The following is a 24,162-nucleotide window of genomic DNA, read 5'->3' as shown; positions in this document are numbered from 1 at the left end:
GGGCGAGACGATGGTGGGGATGTTCCGGCGCCAGGTCGCCCGGGCCCCGGAGTCGATCGCGGTTGTCGCCGCTGACGGCACGCTCTCCTACGGTGAGCTCGACGCCCGAGCTTCCGCGGTGGCGGGCGGGCTGCGAGACCGTGGGGTCGGGCCGGACGACATCGTCGCCGTCGCGATCCCGCGCGGCGCGGACATGGTGGTGGCCGTCGTCGCCGTGCTCGCCGCGGGAGCCGCGTACCTGCCGGTCGACTCCGCCCAACCGCCGGACCGGGTGGCCGCCGTGCTCGCCGACGCCCGTCCCGCCCTGGTGCTGACGCCGGGGGAGCTGCGGGCGCTGGAGGCCGCGGCGGTGTCCGCCGCCCCGGTGGCGGATCCCGATCCGGCGTGCGCCGCCTACGTCATCTACACCTCCGGCTCGACCGGAAAGCCCAAGGGCGTGGTCGTTCCCCATGCGGGGATCGCTCATCTCGTCGCGGCGCAACGGGAACGCTTCGGTGCCCGACCGGGTGCCCGGGTGTTGCAGTACGCGTCGGTCGGCTTCGACGTGGCCGTCGCCGACCTGTGCATGGCGCTGCTCACCGGGGCCACGCTCGTTCTCGCGCCGCCCGAGGGCCTTCCGCCCGGCGAACCGTTCGCCCGGTTCATCGCCGAGCACGGCGTCACCCACGTGTGCATGCCGCCGAGCGCGCTCGCCACCCAGCCGGACATGGCGCTGCCTTCGGTCGCCTGCCTGATCGTCGCGGGGGAGGCGCTGGGCCCGGACCTCGTCGCCCGATGGTCTGCCGGCCGCCGGATGATCAATGCCTACGGCCCGACCGAGACGACCGCGTGCGCCACCATGAGCGCGCCGCTCACCGGCGGCCCGGTGGTGCCGATCGGGGCGGCGATCCCCGGCACCGGACTACGGGTGCTGGACGAGACGTGCGCCCCGGCCGCCGAGGGCGAACTGTACATCGGCGGCGCCGGGGTCGCGCGCGGCTATCTTGGCTGCCCCGGGCCGACCGCGCAGCGGTTCGTCGCCGACCCGTGGGGTCCGCCCGGGTCGCGCATGTTCCGCACCGGCGACCTGGTCCGCGTGCTGCCGAACGGTGAACTGCTGTTCCTCGGCCGGGCCGACGATCAGGTGAAGATCCGCGGCCACCGGGTCGAACCGGCCGAGGTGGAGGCCGCGCTCGGTGCTCACCCGGCGGTGGCGCGGGCGGCGGTCGTCGCCCACTCCGGACCGCTCGGCGCCTACCTGGTGGGCTACGTGGTGCCGCGCGGGGCGAGCGTGCCGGACCTGCGCGCGCACCTCGCCGAGCGGCTGCCGGCCCACCTCGTCCCGGACATGATCGAGATGGTCGGGCACTTCCCGTTGACCCCCAACGGAAAACTGGACCGGGCCGCGTTCGCCGAGCCCGCGCCGCGGGCGTCGGGCGCGCTCGCCGACGACCTCGCCCGGTTGTTCGCCGAGGTGCTGTCGGTGGATTCGGTCGCGCCGGACGACGACTTCTTCGCCCTCGGCGGCACCTCGCTCATGGCCACCGCGCTGGTCAGCCGGATCCGGGTCGAACGGGCCGTGGACGCGTCCGTGGCCACCGTGTTCGACGCCTCCACACCCGCCGATCTCGCCAAAGCCCTGTCCGCGATGGACCCGGTGGCCTCGGTGGCCTCGGCCAGGGGCCGGACATGAACGTCGTCATCGTCGGGGCGGGTATGGCCGGAACCATGCTGGCGATCCGGCTGGCCCGCCGCGGCCACCGGGTGGACGTGGTGGAGCGGCGCGGCGACCCGCGCGGCACGAACGGCCCGGACGCCGCGTCGATCAGCGTCGGGCTGTCCGAACGCGGGCGGGCGGCGTTGCGCGACATCGGCCTCCTCGAGGAGGCCCTGGCCAAAGCGGTTCCCATGCGCGGGCGGATCGTCCACCACAGCGGCCGGGTCACCTACCAGCCCTACGGCGCGGACGACACCGAGGTGCTGCACTCGGTCCGCCGCCACGACCTCAACATCGCCCTGCTCGACGCCGCCGAATCGGTTCCCCGGGTGCGGCTGTGGTTCGGGCACCGCGTCACCGGCCTGGCCGGCACCGAGGTGCGGACCCCGGACCGGACGTTCTCGGCGGATCTCGTCGTGGGCGCGGACGGCGCGTACTCGACCGTGCGCACGCACCTGCACCGCCGGGTGCGCGCCGAGTTCCACCAGACGCACCTGGACTGGGGCTACCGGGAGTTCACCATCCCGGCCGTCGACCGACCGGAGGCGTTGCACGTGTGGCCGAGCAGGCGGGGACTGGTGGTGGCACACCCCAACCCGGACGGATCGCTGACCGGCACCGTGTTCCTGCCGTTCGACGGCGACACCGGGTTCTCGGGGCTGCGCGACCCGGCGCGGGCCGGGGCGTTCCTGGCCGAGGAGTTCGGCGACCTGACCGATCTGGTGCCGGACCTCGTCACGCAGTTCCTCGCGCACGAGCCGGGCAGCCTGGTGTCGGTGCGCACCGCGCCGTGGCAGCACGACCGTGTCGTCCTCGTCGGCGACGCCGCGCACGCCGTGTTCCCGTTCTACGGCCAGGGGATGAACGCCGCGTTCGAGGACTGCGCGGTGCTCGACGCGTGTCTCGCCGAGCACGCCCCCGGCGACGCGCTCGCCGCGTTCGAGGCCCGCCGCCGCCCGCACACCGACGTGCTCGCCGAGTTGTCCGCGCGCAACTTCGTGGAGCTGCGCGACCGGGTGCGCTCCCCGGTGTTCCTGGCCCGCAAGCGGATCGACTTCGCGCTCGGCCGCCTGCTACCGGGGTGGCGGACGCTGTACGCGATGATCAGCCACAGCAGCCTCCCGTACGGCGACGCGCTCGCCCGGGCCCGCCGCCAGGACCGCCTCCTCGGTGGACTCGCCGGGCTCGGCGGAGTCGCGTTGCTCGCCGCGGCGCGGCGGAAGCGGAGCGGGAGATGCTGAGCCACCCGGCGGGTGACGTCGCGCTGTTCGAGCCGGATCACCCGGACCTGCCTGCCGCCGCCGAGGTGGTGCTGGCGTGGGCGCGGTCCTACCTGTGCCGACCGCACCCCGATCTGGGGCGGAGCGGCGACGTCTGCCCGTACACGGCCCTCTCGCTGGAACGGGGCGGGTTCTTCCTCGCCGTACACCCCGGACGGCCGGACCTGCGGGCGGTGATGACCGCTTACCGCGACTGGTTCCCCGACCTGCCGCCGCGTGAGGGGCCGCAGGCCAGATACCGGACGGTCCTGGTGGTGCTGCCGGACGTCACGCCCGGGGAGATCGACCGCACGCAGCGGGAGCTGAAGCCCGGGTTCGTGGAACGCGGCCTGATGATCGGTGAGTTCCACCCGGGACCGCCGTCCGCGCCCGGTCTGTGGAACGCGGACTTCCGGCCGATGCGCAGCCCGCTGCCGTTGCTGGCGGTGCGGCACATGGTGGCCGCCGACGCGCCGTTCCTGCGGGCGGACCCGGAGCATCTGGCGGCGTACCGGCGCCGGTTCGGAGATCGGGGAGCGTACCGATGACGGTTCCGCTCCCGCCCGGGGCCCGGCGACTGTGGTTTCTTGAGGCGTTCGCCGATGGCGCACCCCTGCACAACAACCCGGCGGTGTTCCGGTTGGCCGGCCCCGTGTCGGTGGACGCGCTCCAGCGCGCGGCGGATCTGGTGGTGGCCCGGCACCCGGTGCTGCGAACCACATTCGACGAGGTCGACGGCGAGCCGGCCGGACGGGTGGGTCCGGTGGGCGCCGCGGATGTCGTGGTGCGGACGGTGCCAGCCGCAGACGCAGACGCAGACGCAGCCGCTGAGGCGTTCGCGGCGCAGGCCGCACGGGAGCCGTTCGACCTGCGCACCGGGCCGTTGTTCCGGATCCGTCTGGGCCGGATCACGCCGACCGACCACGTACTGGTGATCAACACGCATCACGCGGTCGTCGACGGTATGTCACTGTCGGTGCTGTGCGGGGAGATCAGCGCCCTGTACGCCGACCCGGCCCGGCCACTGCCGGATCCCGGAGCGCCGCCGGACATCATCGACCACGACCCGTCCCGCCGGGTGTCCGATCTGGACGGTGTGCCGGACCTGCTCACCCTGCCCACCGACCGGCCCCGCCCGAGGATGCGCGCCTTCCGGGGGGAGTTGCGCCGCCACGCCGTCCCCGAGGGTCTCACCGCGCGGGTCGACGCGCTCGCCCGCGTCACGCGCGCCACCCGGTTCGTCGTGCTCCAGGCCGCGTACGCCGCCACGTTGGGCACGACGGCGGGTCAGGACGACGTAGTGGTCGCCACCCTGGTGTCCGGGCGGCCGGGGCCGGAGTTCGCCGGCGTCGTCGGAAACTTCGTGAACCCGGTGCCGTTGCGGGTGGGGATCGGCGGCGATCCGACGTTCCGCGAGCTGGTGGCCAGGGTCCGCCGCGCGGTCGCGGCGGGACTGGGCGGCGCGGCAGTCCCGTACGACCGGATCGTCGAGGCGGTCGGCGCCTCCCGCGACCCGAGCCACGCGCCGCTGTGCCAGGCGCACCTCGTGATGCAGGACCCACCCGAGGTGGTGCTCCCCGGCGTGCGGGCCGACCGGATGCTGCCGGACACGGGCACGGCCGACGTCGACCTCACCGTGATGGTGGAGTCCGGCGGCGCCGAGATGGCCGTGGTCACCGAGCACGACACGGACCTGTTCGACGGTGCGACGGTCGACGGCGTCGCCGGGCGGCTGCTGGCCTTGCTGGACCGTGCGTGCGCCGACCCCGATCGCCGGTTGTCGGCGTTGTCAGCGTTGACGGCCAAGCCTTCGGTGGTGGCTGCGCCGGTGGCCGGGCCGGCCGGTGCTCCGGCGCCGTCGACCGTGCTGGAGCTGATCCGGTTCGGCGCGGACGGCCTCGCGGTGGGTGAGTTGTCCTACGCCGAGCTGGAGCGCCGTTCGGCGGCGCTGGCCTCGGTGCTGCGGGCGAAGGGCGCCGGGCCGGAGGAGTGGGTCGCGGTGGACCTGCCGCGCGGCACGGACCTGGTGGTGGCCATCCTCGGGATCTGGCGGGCGGGCGCGGTGTACGTGCCGGTGGAACCGTTGTGGCCCGAGCCGAGGCGCCGGGCCGTCACCGAGGCCGCCCGCGTCGTGCTGACCGAGATCCCGGACCTGCCGGAGGAGTTCGAGCGCGTCGATCCCACAATCGCACCCGAGTCACTGGCGTACGTGTTCCACACGTCCGGGTCGACCGGCCGCCCGAAGGCGGTGGGCGTGCCGCACCGCGCGGTGGCCGGGATGCTGGCCCGGTCGACGGCGTTGGTGGGGCTGGGCGCCGGGGACGTGGTGGCGGCCATGATCTCCCCGGCGTTCGACATCTCGGTGTGGGAACTGGTGGGGCCGCTGACGGTGGGCGCCCGGGTGGTGGCGGTACCGCCGGAGATCGTTGTGGACGGTCCCGCGCTGGCGCGGCTTCTGATGGCCGAGGCGGTCACGGTCGTCCAGGTCACCCCGTCGGTGTGGGCGGTGCTGGTGGCGGCCGGGGGTGTGCCTGAGTGCGTGCGGGTCCGGGTGTCGATCGGGGAGGTGCTGACGCCGGAGCTGGCCGGGTCGCTGGGCGGGGCCGAGCTGTGGAACGCGTACGGCCCGACCGAGACGACGATCTGGTCGACCGCCGAGCGGGTGCACCAGGGCAGCCGGTTCGGCATCGGCGACCCGCTCGACGGCGTGGCCGTGTATCTGCTGAACGCGGGCCTGCGACCGGTTGACGACGACGTGGTCGGCGAGGTGTACCTGGGTGGTTTCCCGCTGGCGCGCGGCTATCTCGGCGCGCCCGGCCGGACGGCGACGAGGTTCGTCGCCGACCCGTTCTCGCCGGTCCCCGGCGCGCGCATGTACGCGACGGGCGACCTGGCGCGGCGCCGGCCGGGCGGTGTCGTGGAGTTCGTCGGGCGGGTGGACGCGCAGCTCAAGGTGCGTGGTCACCGGGTGGAACCGGCCGAGGTGGAGGCGGCGCTGCGGGCGGACCCGGAGGTCGCCGACGCCCGCGTGGCCGGTGACGGTGACCGCCTGGTGGCCTACGTGATCCCGGCCGCCGGGCGGCCCCGCTGGCCGAGGGTGCGGGAGCGGCTGAGCCGTGTCCTTCCCGCCTACCTGGTGCCGTCGGCGATGGTGTCCGTGGACGCGTTCCCGTTGACCAGCTCCGGAAAGCTGAACGTACGCGCTCTGCCCCCACCGGCGGAGGATGTCGCCGCCCCTGATCCCCACCCGGGTCTGGAGACCACGATCGCGGAGATCTTCGCGCGCCTGCTGGCTCGCCCGGTGAACCGCGACGACGATTTTTTCCTGTCCGGCGGCCATTCCCTGGCGGCAGTGAAGGCCGTCGCCAAGATCCGGGCGTCGGTCGGCGTGGAGGTGACGATCAGAACCCTGTTCGCCAACCCCACCGTCGCCGCCCTGGCCGCCGCGATCGATGCGGGCCAGGGCAATCCCGATACTCCGGAGATCCCGGACAGCTCGGGCATGTCGGGGGCGGTGCCCGCTCCACCAGGGTGGCTGTCCGGCCCGCAGCACGGACTGTGGATCATCCACCAGGCGGGCCAGGACAACGGCGCCTACGTCGTGCACGCCGCGTTCCGGTTGGAGGGTGCGCTCGACGAGGCGGACCTGCGCGCCAGGTTCGCCCACATCCTGGCCACCCATCCCGTTCTGCGATCGGCGATCGTCGTCCATGACGACACCCCGCAGCTGAGCGCGGCGCCCTACACGGACGAGTTGCCGGCGAGGGCCTGGCGCACCACCGACCTGAGCGCTCACGCGGACCCGTGGCCAGAGGCCGAACGCCTGGCCGCCCGGGACGCCGACCACCCCTTCGACCTGACCCGGCGCCCGTTGGTGCGAGCCCACCTGATCAGAACCGCCCCCACGACCCGTCTCCTGGCGATCACCGCTCACCACATCATCTGCGACGACACATCGCTGTCGATCCTGCTGACGGCCCTGACCACCGCGGATCCGATCTCCTCGCCCCTGTCCGGTGCCACGGATGTCCAGGGGCCGAGGGCCGCGCTCACCACGAAGACCAGCGCACCGGGACTATCGATCCCCGCGCCGGCAGCCGTGGGTCCACAGCAACGAACCACCGAATTCTGGGCTGAAACACTCCGCGACGCCCCGCCTGCCTCCGGACCCTTGCCGGACCACCCGTACGGCGCGGCCTGGGCCCCCACGCCGGGCGGATCGCCGCACCCGGAATCCGGCCCGGGCCCGGCTCACCCCCGCCGCGCGGGCGCTGTCCCCGGTGCCACCCACCGGTTCACCATCCCCGCCGGGCTCGCCCGCCGCTTCGCCACCTGGTGCCGGGGCGAGCGGGCCACCACCTTCGCCGGTCTCCTCGCCGTCTTCGCCATCGTCTCCTCCACCCGGGACGGTGGTGACGACCTCGTCGTCGGCGCCCCGGTCAGCACCCGCCCGGCCGGGTGGGACGACGCGATCGGCATGTTCGTCACGACCCTCCCGCTCCGGCTCCGCACGAACCGTCGAGCCACCCCCCGCGACCTGCTCGCCGACGCCACCGGGGTGGTGGCCGACGCGATGGACCACGCCGACATCTCCCTGGCCGACATCCTCACCACGGTCCCCACCCCACGGGAGGACCACCCCCTGTTCCGGACGATGCTGGTCCTCAACCGCGAGACGGCCCCCGTCACCTTCCCCGGCCTGACCACCACTCCGCTGCCGATCGACCGCGCCACCAGCCGTTTCGACCTCACCCTCCACATCAGGGAACGCGAGGGCGACTGGCCCGCCCTCATCGACTACCGCACCGACCGGTACGAGGCGGACACGATCACCAGGATCGCCGACCAGGTGCTGGCGGTCATGGAGGCCGTGGCCCGCCACCCCGGTCTTCCCCTGTCTCACCTGGACCTGTTGTCCCCGGCCGACAGCGCCGTCCACACCGCCCTCGGCACCCGGTCCGATCCAGCCTCCCCCGGTGGACCGGACACGCCGTCCACCGGCCTGGCCGTCCACACCCGACCGGCCGCCACGACCGTGGTGGACCTGATCACGGCCCACACCGCCCGGACCCCTGACGCCACCGCAGTCCTCGACCTCGCCGCCACTCCCCTCACCTACCGCGACCTGGACCGCAGATCCTCAGCCGTCGCCCGCCACCTGCGCGAGGCCGGCATCCGGAGCGAGGACCCGGTCGCGATCACCATCCCGTCCAGCGCCGACGCGATCATCGCGATCCTCGGCGTGCTCAAGGCGGGCGGATGCTTCGTCCCCGTCGACCCCGCCCAGCCGCCCTCCCGCCAACACGCCCTGATCACCGCCAGCGGTGCGAGGACCGTCCTGACCCGCGACGCCCTCCCCGCCACCGGCCACCACGAACCCACGCCCATCCACCCGTCGCAGCTCGCCTACGTCGTCCACACCTCCGGCTCCACCGGCGAACCCAAGGGCGTCGAAGTACAGCACGACACTCTCCTCAACCTCACCACCGCGTTCATCGCCGAACACGGCCTCACCGCCGCGCACCGCCTCCTCATGGTCCCGCCCCCGCACTTCGACGCCGCGTTCGGCGACATCTTCCCGGTCCTCGCGGCCGGGGCCACCCTGGTCATCCACCCCGACCCGGGCGGCCTCACCGGACCGGACCTCCTCAAGCTCTGCGTCGAGCACCGACTGTCCGCGGTGGACACGGCGGCTCCCCTCTGGCAGCGCTGGGTGGCCGATCTCGCCGGGGAACGCCTCCCGTTGGAGATCATGATGGTCGGCGGCGACATCGTCCCGGCGGCGACCGTCCGCGCGTGGGCGAAGCACGGCATTCCCCTCCACAACCACTACGGCCCGACGGAAGCCACCGTCTGCGCGACCAGCCATCGCACCGTCGACGGCCGCGAGCACCCCACCCGACTGCCGATCGGCCGCCCGCTGCGATACGTCCGCGTCCACCTCCTCGACCGGGCTCTGCGCCGGGTGCCCGTCGGCGTGGTCGGTGAGGTCTACATCGGAGGGATGGCGCCCGCCCGGGGGTACCGGGGAAACCCGGCCGCGACCGCCGCGGCGTTCTTCGCCGACCCGTACGGCGCCCACCCCGGCGCCCGCATGTACCGGACCGGCGACCTCGCGAGGCTGAACCCGCACGGCACGCTCGAGTTCGTCGGCCGGGCCGACGACCAGGTCAAGATCCGCGGCAACCGGGTGGAGCCGGGGGAGGTGGCGGCCGTGCTCGCCGCGCACCCGGCCGTCGCGGAGGCCGTGGTGGTGGCCAGGGGAGACCGCCTCATCGGCTACGTCGGCGCCCCGACCTCGACCACACCTACCCGGAACGCACCCGATCCGACCACCCCCGACTCGCGGGTCGCCGTCCCGGACGTTCCCGGCCTGCGCGCCTTCTGCGCCGACCGCCTGCCCGCGCATCTCGTGCCGGACACCGTGGTCGTCCTCGACGCCCTTCCCACCAAAGGCAACGGTAAGGTCGACAACACCGCCCTCCCCGAACCCCCCACCAGCCCCACCAGCCCCACCAACATCTCAGTCCCGGCGGATCCGCCTCGGACCGCCACTGAGCGAGCCGTCGCCGCCATCTGGGCCACCGTTCTCGACCAGTCCGACGTGGACCTGGACCGCACCGCGGATTTCTTCGCCATCGGCGGGCACTCGCTCATCGCCGCCCACGTCCTCGCCGCCGTCCGCGACCGCCTCGGCGTCACGGTGCCGATGCGCACACTGTTCACCGCCCCCACCGTGGCGGCGTTCGCGGCAGCCATCGATGACGGTGCCTCGGCGGACCCGCCCACGGTCGAACGGTTGCGCGCCGACGCCGTCCCCCCACCCGGAATCCGTCTCCGCACCGTCCACCCACCCGGCGTCCCCTCGGCCGGCACGCCGCGCCGGATCCTGCTCACCGGCGCCACCGGCTTCCTCGGCCGCCACCTCCTCGACCAGCTCCTGGCCCGGACCGACGCCCGGATCCACTGCCTCGTCCGCCAGGGCTCGATCGATCGGCTGCCGGTCACCGACCGCGTGATCCCGGTCCCCGGCGACCTGTCCGCACCCGGCCTCGGTCTGTCCACAGAGGATCACGACACCCTCACGACCGTGGACGCGATCTACCACAACGCCGCCGTGCCGCACTTCGCCGCGCCCTACAAGGCCCTCAAACCCGCCCACGTCGACGCCACCGCCGCGATCCTGCGCCTGGCCGGCGACAGCGGCGCCCCGCTGCACCTGATCTCCACCCTCGGCGTTTTCCTCGGTGACGCCTACGACGGCCGCGTCGTCACCGAGGCCGACGCTCCCACCGACCCGAGCGGCCTCACCAGCGGCTACGACCTCAGCAAATGGGTGGCCGACGCCATGGCCGCCGCCGCCCGCGGCCACGGCCTGCCCGTCTCGATCCACCGCATCGCGGCCATCGTCGGCGACACCGCCACCGGCGCCGCCGACCCGCGCTCCGCGTTCAGCCGCTGGCTCACCGGATGCGTCGCCGCGGGCGCAGTCCCGGACACCGCCGAGGTGCTGGACATGGTGCCCGTGGACACGGTGGCCGCGGCGATCGTCGCGCTCTCACAGGCCCCGAAGCACCTCTGCCGGGACCACCACTACCACGGCGACGGCGGCCTCACCCGTGCCGCCCTCGCCGCCGCCCTCACCTCGGCCGGTCACCCGACCGAGGTGGTGCCGTACCACCGATGGCGGGAGCGGATGCTCGCCGACCCGGCCGGGCCTTTCGCCCCGCTCGCCTTCTCCCTGCCCGAACGCCCCCGCCCGCACCCGCGGTTCGACTGCTCCCGCACCTGGGCCGCCGCGGCCGAGGCGGGGGTGGGGTTCCCCCCGGCCAACGAGCGAATGCTGCGCAGGCACCTGGACTTCCTCACCGGTGCCGGCGCGCTTTCCGGAAGTGGATGATCATGCCCTTGCCCGAAGAATCCTCTGGTGTCCCGGCTCCGGTACTGGACCGGCTCGGCGCGGCCGGGTACCGGGCCATGATCGCCGGTGTCCGGCTCGGGGTGTTCACCGCGCTGGAAGCCGGCCCGCTGTCCGTCGAGGAGTTGGCCACCACGATCGGCGGTGACCCGGCCGGGGTGCGCAGCCTGGTGGACGTCCTGGTGACCTTCGGCTACCTGCGGCACGACGAGGACGGGGTCACGACCGCCGCGACGCCCGGCCCGGTGGACGCCGAACTGTTCTGGCACGAGGTCCTGTTCGAGTACTGGGCCGACGTCGAGGACACCATCCGTACCGGCACGCCCCGCCGCGGCTTCTACACCTGGCTGCGCGAGCGCCCCGCCACCGCGTCCCTCTGGCGCCGGATGCTCGCCGGCGCCGCCGCGGACCTGGCGGATGACATCGCCGCCGCGCTGCCTCCCGCGGCGACCGTCCTGGACATCGGGGGTGGCCACGGCGACCACACCGTCGAACTGTGCCGCCGTCGCCCGGACGTGCGGGTCACCGTCTTCGACCTGCCCGAGACGATCACGGCCCTCCGCGAAGACGCCCCGCCGGACCGGGTGACGGCGCGGGCAGGCGACTACCTCACCGAAGACCTGGGTTCCGGGCACGACCTGGTGCTGCTGTTCAACGTCCTGCACGGCCACCGCCCCGAGGAATGCCGCGAGCTGCTCCAGCGCGCGGCGAAATCGTTGTCCCCCACGGGAAGCATCGCCATCCTCGACCACGACCGGGAACCACCGGCCGGGCTGGGCCCGGCCGCGGCCGGGTTCCTCGGCATGTTCGACCTGACCCTGTGGCAGGGCCAAGGCGGCGGCCTGCACAGCTACGCCGACCTCACGGCATGGCTGGGCGAGGCCGGGCTCACCGAGACGCGGGTCGTGCCGCTCGCCGCGTCCCCGCTGGAGAAGCTGCTGATCGCCGGCCGGCCGTCGTGACCGCCGACCCGTACCCGGGCTACGCCTGGTTGCGCGAGCACGACCCGGTCTGCCCCGTCAGCGGCCCGCACGTCCCGGGCCGGATGTGGCTGGTGACCCGGTACGACGACGTCCGCGCCTGCCTGGCGGACCGCCGCCTGGGCAGCGGCGCCCCGGTCAACCCCGACCCGCACCCGCCCGGTCTGTCCAATCTGGACAATCCCGGACACACCAGGCTGCGCCGGCTCGTCGCCGCGGCGTTCACCCCCGCCGCAGTGTCCCGCCTGCGCGATCGCACCGCCCGGACCTGCGCGCACGCCGTCGAGTCGTTCGCCGGGCGGGGGCGCGCGGACCTCGTCGCCGAGTACACCCGGGAGGTCCCGGTCGCCGTCATGCACGACCTGCTCGGCGTCCCGGAAGCCGAGCGCGCGCCCGCCGCCGACGTGCTGGACATGTGGTACCGCGCGAAGTTCCAGCAGCCGCGTGACGAGGTGAAGCTGGCCGAGTTGCTGGGTTACGTCCGGAAGCTGGTGGCCTACAAACGATCGCACCCGGGGGACGACCTGCCGACGCGGTTGATCGAGTCGGGCGCGCTGGCCGGGGACGAGCTGGAGGTGATGGTCATGACGTTGATCGGCGCCGGTCACATCACCACGATCCAGTTCCTCGGTACCACCATCCTGCGCCTGCTCGGCCACCCCGGCTGGCGAGCTGCCCTGCTCGGCGGCGACATCGACTGGTCCCAGGCGATCAACGAGCTGCTGCGCCTGGACTCGCCGTCGCACGTGGCGGAGTACCGGTATGCGGGCGAGGACATGACGATCGCGGACGCCCGCGTGGGAGAGGGCGACGTGGTGCTGCTGTCGCTGGCGGCGGCGAACCGCGACCCGAACCGGTTCCCCGACCCCGGCGCCCTGGACCTCACCCGTGATGCCCGCCCGCACCTGGCGTTCGGCCACGGCGCGCACACCTGCCTGGGCAGCCATCTGGTGAAGCTGGAGACGGAGATCGCGATCACCACGTTGTTCGGTCGCCTGCCGGACCTGACCCTGGACATCCCGAGCGGCGAGGTCGACTGGGGCTACGCCCCGACGTTCCGCGGCCCCCAGGCCCTCCCGGTCACCTTCACCCCCATGAGCCGACAACCTGGTCTCCGCTGGGGGACGCGACGGATCGCAGGAACGTGACCAAGTAGGAGGTCTCTCAAGGTTGATCCGGATGCGGCTGGACGGGCTGATGGACGAGCCCCGCTCCGGCAGGCCGGCTTCGATCCTGCTGGACCAGGTCGAGGACGTGCTCACGGCGACGTTGGAGTCCACTCCGGGCAAGGACACCCCCTGGTCGCGGGCCTCGATGGCGAAGCACCCCGGGCTGGCTCGGACGCATCCCCCAGGGCGGCGGCCGGCGCATGCACGGCATGGGTACCGAGGCCGCCCGTGCCTCCAAACGCACCGGCCCCGGCACAGGGAATGCCGGCTGCACGTACCTGCACGCCGCGCTCGGAGGCCGACCGCCCATCAGCCGGGCCTCCGGCAGCGACATCCGCGTTACCTTCGACCAGCCGCCGGAACCACTCGACACGCTCCCGCAGCAGCTCACGTTCGAGGAGTTCGTGGAACCAACGTCATGAGACATCACACCTAAGGGCCGGGCGGGCGGGGCGGGCCGGGCAGGTCAGGGGGGCCGGGCGGGTGGAGGAACACCGCGCCCGCGTCCCGGAGCAGCTCGTGGAGCCGGCCGAAGACCTCCGCCGAGCGGCCCCCCGGCCACCCCTCCGGGAGCAGCTCGACGGGGAGCCCCGGGTCGGCGTACGGCAGACGCCGCCAGGAGTCCAGGGCGAGCAGATAGTCGCGGTAGGCGTCCTCCGGGGACGCGGTGCGCCCCGCCGCCCACTCCCGGAGCACCGGCTCGTGCGCGTCGAGGAACTCCTCGTGCCGCTTGGCGATCGCCCCCAGGTCCCACCAGCTCGCCACCGCCTCGGCCGTCGCCGCGAAGCCGAGGTGTTCGCCGCGGAAGAGCTCGACATACGGGTCGAGCTGGAGGCGGCGCAGGGTGTGCCGGGTCTCCTCGTACAGCCGGGCGGGAGCGACCCACACCCCGGGGGCCGCGGAGCCGAAGCCGAGGCGGCCGAGGCGGGAGCGCAGGAGGTGGCGCTTGTGGCGTTCGGCCTCGGGAACGGAGAAGACGGCGAGGACCCAGCCGTCGGAGAGCAGGGGCGTGCGCCGGTCGTAGATACGGCGGTCGCCGTCGTCGAGGAGCTGACGGGCGTCGGGCGACAGCGCGTAGCCGGCCGCGCCGTCCCGGGTGCGGCCGGGGACCAGCAGCCCCCGCCGTTTGAGCCGGGACACCGAGGAGCGTACGGACGGCGCGTCCACGCCCAGCGCGGCCATCAGCCGGATGAGTTCGGCCACGGGCAGCGGCCCCTGCCGTTCGCGTCCGTACGCGCCGTACAGGGTGACGATCAGGGATCGGGGGGTGTGCTGGTCGGCCACGTGATCACTCTAGGCTCACTCGTGCGCCCGCAGCAGGAAGCGCTGGAGCTTGCCGGTCGGGGTGCGCGGAAGGGCGTCGAGGAACACGAACTCCCGCGGGCACTTGTACGGGGTGAGCCGGGCCTTCACCGCCTCGGCCAGCGCGGCGGCCGTGCCGTCGCCCCGCGGCACGCCCTCCCTCAGGACGACGTACGCGACCACGATCTGCCCCCGGAGCCCGTCCGCGCGGCCGATCACCGCCGCCTCGGTCACATCAGGGTGGTGCGTCAGCGCCTCCTCCACCTCGGGTCCGGCTATGTTGTAACCGGCAGAGATGATCATGTCGTCGGCGCGGGCCACATAGCGGAAGTAGCCGTCCGGCTCACGTACATATGTGTCACCGGTGAGGTTCCAGCCGTCGCGTACGTACTCCCGCTGGCGGTGATCGGTCAGATAGCGGCAGCCGACCGGACCGCGCACGGCGAGCAGTCCCGGCTCCCCGTCGGGGACGGGGACCCCGCCGCGGTCGACCACACGGGCCTGCCAGCCGGGCACGGGAACGCCGGTCGTCCCCGGCCGGATGGAGCCGTCGGACGCGGAGATGAAGATGTGCAGCAGCTCGGTCGCGCCGATGCCGTTGATGATGCGCAGACCGGTCCGCTCCAGCCAGTCCTGCCAGGTTGCGGCCGGCAGGTTCTCCCCGGCGGAGACACAGCGCCGCAGGGAGCCCAGCTCAGGGTGGCGGGAGTCGTTGAGCATCACCCGGTAGGCGGTGGGCGCGGTGAACAGCACGGACACCCGGTGCTCGCCGATCGCGGGGAGCAGCTGCGCCGGGCCCGCCTGTTCCAGCAGCAGGGAGGACGCGCCCGCGCGCATCGGGAAGATCACCAGCCCGCCGAGCCCGAAAGTGAAGCCGAGCGGCGGGCTCCCCGCGAACACGTCGTCGGGCCGGGGCCGCAGCACCCGCGCGGAGAAGGTGTCGGCGACGGCGAGCACATCCCGGTGGAAGTGCAGACAGCCCTTGGGGCGGCCGGTGGTCCCGGAGGTGAAGGCGATCAGCGCGACGTCGTCGGCCGCCGTCGCCACGGCCGGGTACGGCTCCGCGGGCGCGGCCTCGGCCAGCCGCAGCAGATCGCCGGGGGAGTCACCGCCGTACGGGGTGATCCGCAGCCCCGGGACCCCGGCCTGGGCCAGGTCGTCCAGCGAGCGGATGTCGCACAGGGCGTGGCCGACGGCGGCGATCCGGCACATCGTGGCCAGCTCCTTCGCCCGCTGCTGGGCGAGCACGGTGACGGCCACCGCGCCCGCCTTCATGACCGCCAGCCAGCAGGCGGCGAGCCAGGGTGTCGTCGGGCCGCGCAGCAGGACCCGGTTGCCGGGGACCACGCCCAGCCGGGAGGTGAGGACGTGGGCGATCCGGTCGACCCGGTCGCGCAGTTCCCCGTACGTCCAGATGGCGCCGCCGCCGGTCCGGAAGACGGGACGGCCGGGGCCGAAGCGGTCGATCGTGCGGTCCAGCAGTTCCTGTCCGCAGTTGAGCCGGTCCGGATAGTGCAGCTCGGGCAGGTCGAAGAGGAGGCCGGGCCACTGCCCGGCGGGCGGGAGGTGGTCCCGCGCGAAGGTGTCGAGGTGGGCCGACGGTGACAGCTCCAATGGTTCGCCCCCTTCTCGTGGTGGGGTCGTGAATGGAGCGTATCGTGATGATGACGGCAGTCAACGGTCCGCGATAGATGGGTTGTATCCGGCACGGATCCATCAGAGGAGTGGGGGCACGAATGCCCGTATTCTCGCTCGATTCCGCACAGATCGCCTGGTGTGCGCGGCTTCGTACGCTCGCCGCCGAGACACTGAGACCCCTCGCCCACGGCGGTGGAGGCGCGGAGGGCGCCGCCGGCGGGGTGGATCCCGCCGGCGCGGAGAACACGACCGGCGCGGGGGAGCCCACCGGCGCGGGTGCGGGGACGGAGGAGCCCGCGGGACCGCGCCGGGCGGGGCGCGTGAACCGCCCCCTGCTCGCCGCCCTCGCCGAACTCGGCCTGCTGAAGAGGATGTTCGGCGGCGGGGGCGCGCTGGACCTGTGCCTCCTGCGCGAATCCCTCGCCCACGGCTGTACGGAGGCGGAGACCGCCCTCGCACTCCAGGGCCTCGGCACCTTCCCGGTCGTCCAGTCCGGCACCCCGGCCCAGCGCGACCGCTGGCTCCCCGAGGTGATCGCGGGCCGGGCCGTCGCCGCCTTCGCGCTCAGCGAGCCGGACGCGGGCTCCGACGCGGCGGCGCTGGCCCTCAAGGCCGTACCGGACGGCCCCGGCTGGCGGCTGAGCGGCGCGAAACGCTGGATCTCCAACGCCCCCGAGGCCGACTTCTACACCGTCTTCGCCCGGACCACCCGGGGTGCGGGCGCCCGCGGCGTCACCGCGTTCCTGGTCCCCGCCGACCGCCCGGGGCTGACCGGCACCCCCCTGGAGATGCTCTCCCCGCACCCCATCGGCGCCCTGGCCTTCGACGATGTGCCCGTGACCGCCGACGACCTCCTGGGCGAGCCCGACCGCGGCTTCCGGGTCGCCATGAACACCCTCAACCTCTTCCGCCCCAGCGTCGGCGCCTTCGCCGTCGGCATGGCCCGGGCCGCCCTGGACGCCACCATCGCCCACACCGCCCGCCGCACCGCCTTCGGCGGCCCCCTCAGGGACCTCCAGTCCGTCGCCCACCAGGTCGCCGAGATGGCCACCCGCACCGAGGCCGCCCGCACCCTGGTGTACGCGGCGGCCGCGGCCTACGACGCGGGCGCCGCCGATGTCCCCATGCGCTCCGCCATGGCCAAACTGTTCGCGACGGAGACCGCGCAGTACGTGGTGGACGCGGCCGTACAACTCCACGGCGCCCGGGCCCTCCAGCGCGGACATCTGCTGGAGCATCTGTACCGGGAGGTGCGGGCGCCGCGCATCTACGAAGGCGCCACCGAGGTCCAGCGCTCGATCATCGCGAAGGAGCTGTACGCATGAGTCTGCACCGCCACAACCCGGCGGGACTGTCGCCGCCCCGGGGCTTCTCCCACGCCGTCACCGCCACCGGGTCACGGCTGGTCTTCCTCGCCGGGCAGACCTCGCTGGACACGGCGGGGAAGGTGGTGGGAACGACACTGCCCGAGCAGTTCGAGACGGCGCTGGCGAACCTCCTCACCGCCCTCGCCGCCTGCGGAGGCGCCCCCCGGGACCTCGCCCGCGTCACCGTCTACACCACCGATGTCGACGGCTACCGCGCCCACGCCCCCGAGCTGGGCCGCGTCTGGCGGCGGCTGGCGGGCCGCGACTACCCCGCCATGGCGGTCATCGGAGCCGTACGCCTGTGGGACGAACAGGCACTGGTGGAGCTGGACGGCATGGCCGTACTGCCCTGAGCGGCCCGAACTGCCCTGAGCCGCCCGCGGGCGCGGCCCCGGCGCGCCCGCATCCGACCGTCCCGGCTCGCGGCCGTGTACTCCGGTACGGGCGGCGGTTCGGCGCCCGGCGCGATGCCGTACGGCGCCGTGCGCAACCGCGCCGACGGCCCGTACGGCACCACCGTCGTGCGGTGCCCCGGACCGGCCGTGATCGACTGGTGGGGCCCGACGGGCGGGCGTACGGTCGTGGGGTGGACCTCAGTGGACGGAACCGTTCACCCACCCGCCAGTGAGGGCACGATGCGCCATGGCGACCCCGCGCTCCTCTTCCGCGACGACCGGCGCCCCCGCGAGGTCCGGCGACGGAAACGGAATTGCGCTCCTCGTCATCGCCTCCTGCCAGCTGATGGTGGTCCTCGACATCACCATCGTGAACATCGCGCTCCCGCACATCCAGAGCGGCCTGAACTTCTCCACGACACAGCTGTCCTGGGTCGTCAACGCCTACACCCTCACCTTCGGCGGACTGCTGCTCCTCGGCGGCCGTACGGGAGACATCCTGGGCCGTCGCAGGGTGTTCATGTCCGGTGTCGCGCTCTTCGCGATCGCCTCCCTGCTCGGCGGGCTGGCCCAGGACTCCGGGCAACTCCTCGCCGCCCGTGCCCTCCAGGGCGTGGGCGGCGCCATCGCGTCCCCCACCGCGCTCGCCCTGATCAGCACCACGTTCCGGGAAGGGCCGGACCGCAACCGGGCGTTCGGGGCGTTCGCCGCGGTCTCCGCGGGCGGCGGCGCGATCGGACTGCTCGCGGGGGGCATGCTCGTCGAATGGCTCGACTGGCGCTGGGTGTTCTTCGTCAATGTGCCCATCGCGGCCCTGATCCTGCTGGCGACCCCCCGTCACATCAAGGAGTCCGAACGCCATCCCGGCCACTTCGACGTCGCGGGCGCGCTGACCTCCACCCTCGGCATGGTCGCGCTGGTGTACGGCTTCATCCGCGCGGCCCAGCAGGGGTGGACGGACCGGCTCACCCTCGGCTCCTTCGCCGCCGCGCTGGTGCTGCTCGTGACGTTCGTCCTCGTCGAACGGCGCTCCCGGCAGCCGATCACCCCGCTGCACATGTTCGCCGACCGCAATCGAGCGGGCACCTACGGCATCATGCTGAGCTTCGCCGCCGCGATCTTCGGCATGTTCTTCTTCCTCACGCTGTTCGTCCAGGACGTACTCGGCTTCAGCCCGCTCCAGGCGGGGCTCGCCTTCCTGCCGGTCAGCGTCGTCATCGCGACGGGCGCCGGGATCACCTCCCGGCTCCTGCCGAAGTTCGGGCCCAAACCCTTCATGGTGACCAGCGCGGTCCTGGCGGCGGCCGGTCTGTCGTGGCTGACGCAGATCGACATCCACTCCACCTATCTCGGCAGCATCCTCGGGCCGATGCTCGTCTTCAGCCTCGGGATGGGCCTCCAGTTCGTCTCGCTGACGCTGATGGCGCTCTCCGGGGTGCCGCGCCACGAGTCGGGCGCCGCGTCCGGGATGCTCAACGCGATGCAGCAGGTGGGCGGTTCACTGGGCCTGTCCATCCTGGTCACGGTGTTCGGCACCGCCAGCCGCAACGAGGCCGGGACACAGGTCCCCGCGTTCCTGGCGCAGGGGACCCCGGCGGAGAGGATCGCCTTCCAGCGGACCGGGCAGTTGCCGCCGCCCTGGGGCGCCGAGATCCTCACCTCCGGGATCTCGGCGGCCTTCGTCATGGCGGCGGTCTTCACGGCGGTCGCGGCCCTGATCGCCCTGTTCGTCATCCAGGTCCGGCCGTCGGACATCGAGCGCCTCAAGGGCCGGGTGCCACGCGGGGGCGGTGCCTGAGGCCCGTGCCCCTTCTGGAGCTCCTGCTCTCCTGAGGCCCGTGCCCATGCCGAGAAGCCTCCGCACCCGCCGTGCCGTACGGTGCCGTGCGCGGTTGCTCCCGGCGGCCGCCTGCCCGCCGCCGAGGTGCCCGGACGGCCTGCTCTGTCAGCCGGTTCAGCCCGGGCCGCACGGTCGTCCGGGGGTGCGACCGCGCCGCGCCGGTCCGCTCAGTCCGCGATGTCGACCCCGTAGCCGCGGGCGAGCGCGTCCAGCCCGTGGTCGTACCCCTGGCCGACCGCGCGGAACCGCCAGAGGTGATCCCGGCGGTAGATCTCGGCCAGCAGCATGGTCCGCTCGGTGGTCGCGGCGTCCAGGGCGGCCTGGGCGAGCGGGGCCGCGCTGCCGTCCGGGCCGGTGCTGATCTGGATCGCCCCCACATCGCCGAAGGTCGGGGTGCCGTCGACGGCGGCGGCGATCACCACCTTGCGCGCACCCGGCGGCATCGAGGCGAGATCGATGGTGATGGTCTGCTCCGTGGGCCCGTCCGTGGAGAGCCGTACGGTGCCGTCGGGGCTCTCGGGCGCTCCGTAGAAGACGAAGTCCTCGTCACACGAGACCTGTTCCTCCTCGTCGACGACGAACGCGACGAGGTCGACCTCGCAGGTCGTCCGCTGAGCCCAGGTGGCCGTGAGGTTCCAGGCGGACCGCTTGCTCCCTTCCGGCACATCGGCGACGCCGCCGCGCGGCAGCACCAGGACGGGGCGGCGATCGTCCGGCGACCCGGGGGCCGTGACCGCGGGTGCGTCGAGCCAGTCGCTCCGGTACGCCGGGATCTCCAGCGAGGTGATCCGGCGCATCCGGCGGTCGGACTCGCCGCCGGCGAGCAGGACCACCTCGGTGACGCTCGCGGAGAGATTGATCGCGGCGGCTCCGCCGAGTTCGACGATCCGGACGCGGGCGGCCGCCGCGTCCGGATGGGTGCCGCCCAGGACGAGGACCCGCCGTCCGGCCAGCGGCCTCTCCGCGGTGGCGACGGCTCGCCGGGGGCGCCCCGGCGGGCGCGCGGGGCCGGGCCGGGTGCGCTGCCGTTCGGCGGATTCCGTCTCCCCGCGCCCCGGTTGGTCCTGCCCCGGCTGGTCCTGCCCCGGTTGGTCCTGCGGTTCGGCGTGCGGTGGCCCGGCGGGTCCGGTGAGTTCGGCGGGTTCGGGCCGGCGGGCGGCCGGGACGGGGGCGGTGGCCGTCGTGACCGCGGCCGTCGTGGCCGTCGTGGCCGTGTCCTGGTGGGCGGTTCCCGGCCGTACGTCGTCGAGCAGGCGCAGAAACGCCGTCTCGTCGATGACCGGTACGCCCTCGGCGGCCGCCCGTCGCGCCTTCGCGGAGCCAGACGCCGGATCGTTGGTCACCAGGACGCTGGTGTGCCCGCTGACGGAAGACATCATGTTCAGTCCGGCGGCGACCGCCCGGTCCACCAGCTCCTCCCGGGAGATGGCGGTCTCCCCGGTGACGGCGACCTTCATGCCCTGCGTCAGCGGGCCGCCCGGGGACAGCCGCCCCGGGTTGCGGAATCCGCACGGCGCCTTCGGCGGCTTCGGGGTGAACCGGGGGTCCTGCCGGGGCGGGCAGGTCACCAGCGGCAGCGGCAGTTCGAGCCGTGCGGCCTCCCGCAGCGAGGCCCGCAGCACTCCGGCGAGCACCCGGGTGTCGTCGAGGGCGTCGTGCGCGCGCAGCCGGCGGACGCCGTAGTGCGCGGCCAGGGTGCCCAGGCGCAGATCGCCGGTCGGCGGGTCCACCTGCCGGTTCAGCGCCAGGGTGCACAGCCGCCGCGCGACCGGCAGCGCCACCCCGGCGCGGGCGAACTCGTGCGCGAGGAAGTCGTAGTCGAACCGCGCGTTGTGCGCCACCAGGACCCGGCCCTGGAGCATGGCCCCGATCCGGTCGGCCACCTCCCCGAACGCGGGCGCGCCCCGCAGCCGTTCGGCGGTCAGACCGTGGACGTGCACGGGCCCCGGATCGCAGCCGGGGTCGAGCAGGGTGGAGAACTCACCGGTCTGCTCACCGTCCGGACCGATCGTGATCACCGCGATCGACAGCACACGGTCCTGCCGGGGCACCAGCCCCGAGGTCTCCACGTCCACCAGCGCCCAGTCATGGGCGTAGTCGCGCAGATCGGGAACATCCAGGGCGGCGGTAGCGGAACTCATGGCGGAAAGCATGAAGGTCCCTTCACGACCTCTTCAACCCGCATGCCCATTTATCCCTGTCTGTACGTTTCTTCTGGGGCTGTTGCGACAACTGAGGCGATGTCATCGGCCCGTGCCGCCACCTGCCGTGAGCCCGCCGTGAGCCCGGGCCCGTCCCCCCGCCCCGACAGGAGGACGGGCCCGGGCCCGGCGGATCCGGTCTCGGCGGATACGGGCCCGGTCACGGGCGGCACCGACCGTCGCTGCCATGACCAGGCGCATGACGGATACCCTGCTCGTCACCGGACGCCCCGATGACGAGCGGGCCCCCATCCCTCAGCGCCCCACCAACCCTCAAGGATGCTGCGCATGCCCCTCAAGCGCCCCAACGCTTCGCCGGCAGAGCGCTTCGGCCTCGGCCTGGCCGCCATCGGCCGCCCCGGCTACATCACTCCGGGCCGTGACCTGGATCTGCCCGCCGACCGCTCGGTCGACGTGATGCGCGCCCATGCCCACCGGCTGCTGGACGCGGCCTATGCCAGGGGAGTGCGGTACCTCGACGTCGCCCGCTCCTACGGCAGGGCCGAGGAGTTCCTCGCCGGCTGGCTTCGTGCGCGCCCCGATGTGCGGGACGTGGTGATCGGCAGCAAGTGGGGCTACTCGTACACCGCCGGCTGGCGTACGGACGCCGCGACGCACGAAGTGAAGGACCACAGCCTCGCCACGTACGAGCGGCAGCTCTCGGAGACCCGCGCGCTGCTCGGCACCCGGCTCGACCTGTACCAGGTTCACTCGGTCACTCCCGGCAGTCCGGCGCTGACCGATCCCGGGCTGCACGAGAGTCTGGCCGTGCTCGCCACCGAGGGTGTGACGATCGGGCTGTCGACCAGCGGACCGGATCAGGCGGAAGCCGTCCGCGCGGCGCTGGAGATCACCGTCGGGGGCGAAGCGCTCTTCACCAGCGTGCAGGCCACGTACAACCTCATGGAGCCGTCGGTGGGCCCTGCGCTTGCCGAGGCGCACGCCGCCGGGTGCACAGTGATCGTCAAGGAGGCCATGGCCAACGGCCGCCTGGCCGATCGCTACGCCACCGGGCCGGAAACGACTGCCCTGCGCGAGGTCGCGCAGCTCGCGGGAGTGCCGTGTGACGCCGTGGCACTCGCGGCCGTCGCCGCGCAGCCGTGGGCGGATATCGTCCTGTCCGGAGCGGCCACCGTCGAGCAACTCACCAGCAATCTCTCAGCGACGCGCGTGAGCCTCGTCCCCGACCAGCTTGAGCGGCTGACCGCTCTGGCCGAGCCGGCCGAAGCCTATTGGGCGCACAGAGCGCGGCTGGCTTGGACGTGAGGGCTCCGGGCCGCAGCCCCGCCCCCCACGCGTACCGCATCGTCGCCGCACCGACGTCTGCACCGGCTGGCCACAACACTCCTCAACCGCGCCATCCGAAGGCTCCTGGACGAAGTCGGCCTGCTCGTCGGCCATCCAGTGCTCGGAGGCCGGGCGGGTCGGCCCTGCCTACCTCGGTGTGGCCCGTCGAGCCGTCTGCTGGGCGCAGGCGTGTACTTCATCTTTGGGATTCCGGGCCGGAGCCTCAGCTGTTGGCCAGTGTGCGGTCGAGGAGGGGGAGCAGGCGGTCCCAGTGGCGCCGCAGTCCGGCGGGGTCGAAGGCGTCGGTGTCGGACATGGTGAAGCCGTGGACGGTGCCGGGGTAGATCTCGGAGGTGTAGTCGACTTTCGCGGCGTCCAGGGCCCGGTTGAGCTCGCCCAGGGCCTCGGGCGTCAGGTCGCTTTCGGCGTGGCCGAAGTGGACCTGGGCGGTGATCTCGGCGAGGGTGTCGGGCCCGTCCGCGCCCACGGGACCGTGGAACGCGGCGAGGGCGGCCACCTGGCCGGGGTGGGCCGCGGCGGTGCGCATCGCCAGGAGGCCGCCTATGCAGTAGCCGGTCACCGCGACCGGTCCGGCGGCGACCTCGGGCTGGGTGGTGAGGAACCTCAGGTAGGCGTCGGCGTCACGCAGTACGCGTTCGGCGGTGTGCGCCTCGAACAAAGGCATCAGCTGGGCTATGAGCGCGGGCCGGACCTCATCTCCGATGTGCTCGGGAAGTTCGACCACCGGTGCCGGGCCGTTTCGGTAGTAGAAGTTGGGGACGAGTACGTAGTACCCGTGCCCGGCCAGTTCGCGGGCCATCTCCCGCAGCACGGGCCGGATGCCGAAGCCGTCCGCGTACATCAGCACCCCTGGGTGCCGCTCGCCACGGTCGGGGAAAGCGGCGAAAGCGTCGGCCTGGCCGTCCGCGGTGGGAATGTGCAGCATCTTGGTGGGCATGAGTTCTCCTGTCGTGGTTGACGTGTCGAGTTGTGGTCAACACGACAGGAGGCGGAGCCCGCGCAGCAGCGCCGGACCCTCGATCCAACAGCGGGTCGGCACCGGCCCTTACGGCGCTCAAAGGAGGGCCGGGTCACCAATCCGTGCGTGGC

At 73.3% G+C, this 24,162-nt stretch carries 14 protein-coding genes; 10 read left to right on the top strand and 4 right to left on the bottom strand.

Annotated elements, in window-relative coordinates:
* Positions 1 to 10 precede the first annotated feature (10 nt).
* From ACFYT4_RS29975 to ACFYT4_RS29950, 6 genes are read left to right on the top strand one after another with little or no spacing between them, the layout of a single operon-like run.
* Positions 11 to 1,672: a non-ribosomal peptide synthetase gene (locus ACFYT4_RS29975; protein ID WP_389275895.1), complete on the top strand. Its 1,662-nt coding sequence runs from the start codon at positions 11 to 13 to the stop codon at positions 1,670 to 1,672.
* Entirely contained in the window at positions 1,669 to 2,937 is a 1,269-nt protein-coding gene (locus ACFYT4_RS29970; RefSeq protein ID WP_389275838.1) for an FAD-dependent oxidoreductase, read from the top strand. The genes ACFYT4_RS29975 and ACFYT4_RS29970 overlap by 4 nt, the downstream gene beginning before the upstream one ends.
* Complete coding sequence (locus tag ACFYT4_RS29965) at positions 2,931 to 3,503, top strand: DUF6875 domain-containing protein (protein ID WP_389275835.1); 573 nt, start codon at positions 2,931 to 2,933, stop codon at positions 3,501 to 3,503. Before ACFYT4_RS29970 ends, ACFYT4_RS29965 begins: the two co-directional genes overlap by 7 nt.
* Positions 3,500 to 10,855 (top strand): amino acid adenylation domain-containing protein, encoded by a 7,356-nt coding sequence (locus ACFYT4_RS29960; protein ID WP_389275832.1) that lies wholly within the window; start codon positions 3,500 to 3,502, stop codon positions 10,853 to 10,855. The genes ACFYT4_RS29965 and ACFYT4_RS29960 overlap by 4 nt, the downstream gene beginning before the upstream one ends.
* Before the next feature lie 2 nt (positions 10,856 to 10,857).
* Positions 10,858 to 11,835, top strand: coding sequence for a methyltransferase (locus tag ACFYT4_RS29955; protein WP_389275829.1), 978 nt, complete (start codon positions 10,858 to 10,860; stop codon positions 11,833 to 11,835).
* Positions 11,832 to 13,001, top strand: coding sequence for a cytochrome P450 (locus tag ACFYT4_RS29950; RefSeq protein ID WP_389275826.1), 1,170 nt, complete (start codon positions 11,832 to 11,834; stop codon positions 12,999 to 13,001). The genes ACFYT4_RS29955 and ACFYT4_RS29950 overlap by 4 nt, the downstream gene beginning before the upstream one ends.
* Positions 13,002 to 13,454: 453 nt before the next feature.
* Here the strand turns inward: ACFYT4_RS29950 and ACFYT4_RS29945 are convergent, their stop codons facing one another.
* Both ACFYT4_RS29945 and ACFYT4_RS29940 read right to left on the bottom strand, forming a co-directional pair.
* Complete coding sequence (locus tag ACFYT4_RS29945) at positions 13,455 to 14,306, bottom strand: PaaX family transcriptional regulator C-terminal domain-containing protein (protein ID WP_389275823.1); 852 nt, start codon at positions 14,304 to 14,306, stop codon at positions 13,455 to 13,457.
* Positions 14,307 to 14,321: 15 nt separating this feature from the next.
* Positions 14,322 to 15,938, bottom strand: coding sequence for an AMP-binding protein (locus ACFYT4_RS29940; protein WP_389275820.1), 1,617 nt, complete (start codon positions 15,936 to 15,938; stop codon positions 14,322 to 14,324).
* A gap of 122 nt (positions 15,939 to 16,060) precedes the next feature.
* Here ACFYT4_RS29940 and ACFYT4_RS29935 point away from each other — a divergent pair, with 122 nt between their 5' ends.
* From ACFYT4_RS29935 to ACFYT4_RS29925, 3 genes are all read left to right on the top strand, one after another.
* Positions 16,061 to 17,287, top strand: coding sequence for an acyl-CoA dehydrogenase family protein (locus ACFYT4_RS29935; protein WP_389275818.1), 1,227 nt, complete (start codon positions 16,061 to 16,063; stop codon positions 17,285 to 17,287).
* A complete protein-coding gene (locus tag ACFYT4_RS29930; protein ID WP_389275815.1) occupies positions 17,284 to 17,682 on the top strand; it encodes a RidA family protein in 399 nt (132 codons plus the stop codon). Before ACFYT4_RS29935 ends, ACFYT4_RS29930 begins: the two co-directional genes overlap by 4 nt.
* A 289-nt stretch (positions 17,683 to 17,971) precedes the next feature.
* Positions 17,972 to 19,522: an MFS transporter gene (locus tag ACFYT4_RS29925; RefSeq protein ID WP_389275812.1), complete on the top strand. Its 1,551-nt coding sequence runs from the start codon at positions 17,972 to 17,974 to the stop codon at positions 19,520 to 19,522.
* A 209-nt stretch (positions 19,523 to 19,731) separates the two neighbouring features.
* Here the strand turns inward: ACFYT4_RS29925 and ACFYT4_RS29920 are convergent, their stop codons facing one another.
* Complete coding sequence (locus tag ACFYT4_RS29920) at positions 19,732 to 21,705, bottom strand: TerD family protein (protein ID WP_389275809.1); 1,974 nt, start codon at positions 21,703 to 21,705, stop codon at positions 19,732 to 19,734.
* A 348-nt stretch (positions 21,706 to 22,053) separates the two neighbouring features.
* Between ACFYT4_RS29920 and ACFYT4_RS29915 the strand changes: the two genes are divergently transcribed.
* A complete protein-coding gene (locus ACFYT4_RS29915) occupies positions 22,054 to 23,031 on the top strand; it encodes an aldo/keto reductase (RefSeq protein ID WP_389275807.1) in 978 nt (325 codons plus the stop codon).
* A gap of 244 nt (positions 23,032 to 23,275) precedes the next feature.
* Here ACFYT4_RS29915 and ACFYT4_RS29910 read toward each other — a convergent pair whose 3' ends face one another.
* Positions 23,276 to 24,010, bottom strand: a complete 735-nt coding sequence (locus ACFYT4_RS29910; RefSeq protein WP_389275804.1) for a dienelactone hydrolase family protein — start codon at positions 24,008 to 24,010, stop codon at positions 23,276 to 23,278.
* Between the last annotated feature and the right edge of the window lie 152 nt (positions 24,011 to 24,162).

The sequence above is a fragment of the Streptomyces sp. NPDC004609 genome (genome assembly GCF_042873655.1).
Classification (GTDB): domain Bacteria; phylum Actinomycetota; class Actinomycetes; order Streptomycetales; family Streptomycetaceae; genus Streptomyces.
The sequence above is the reverse complement of the archived record's forward strand: the minus strand, read 5'-3'. Positions and strand labels throughout refer to the sequence as shown.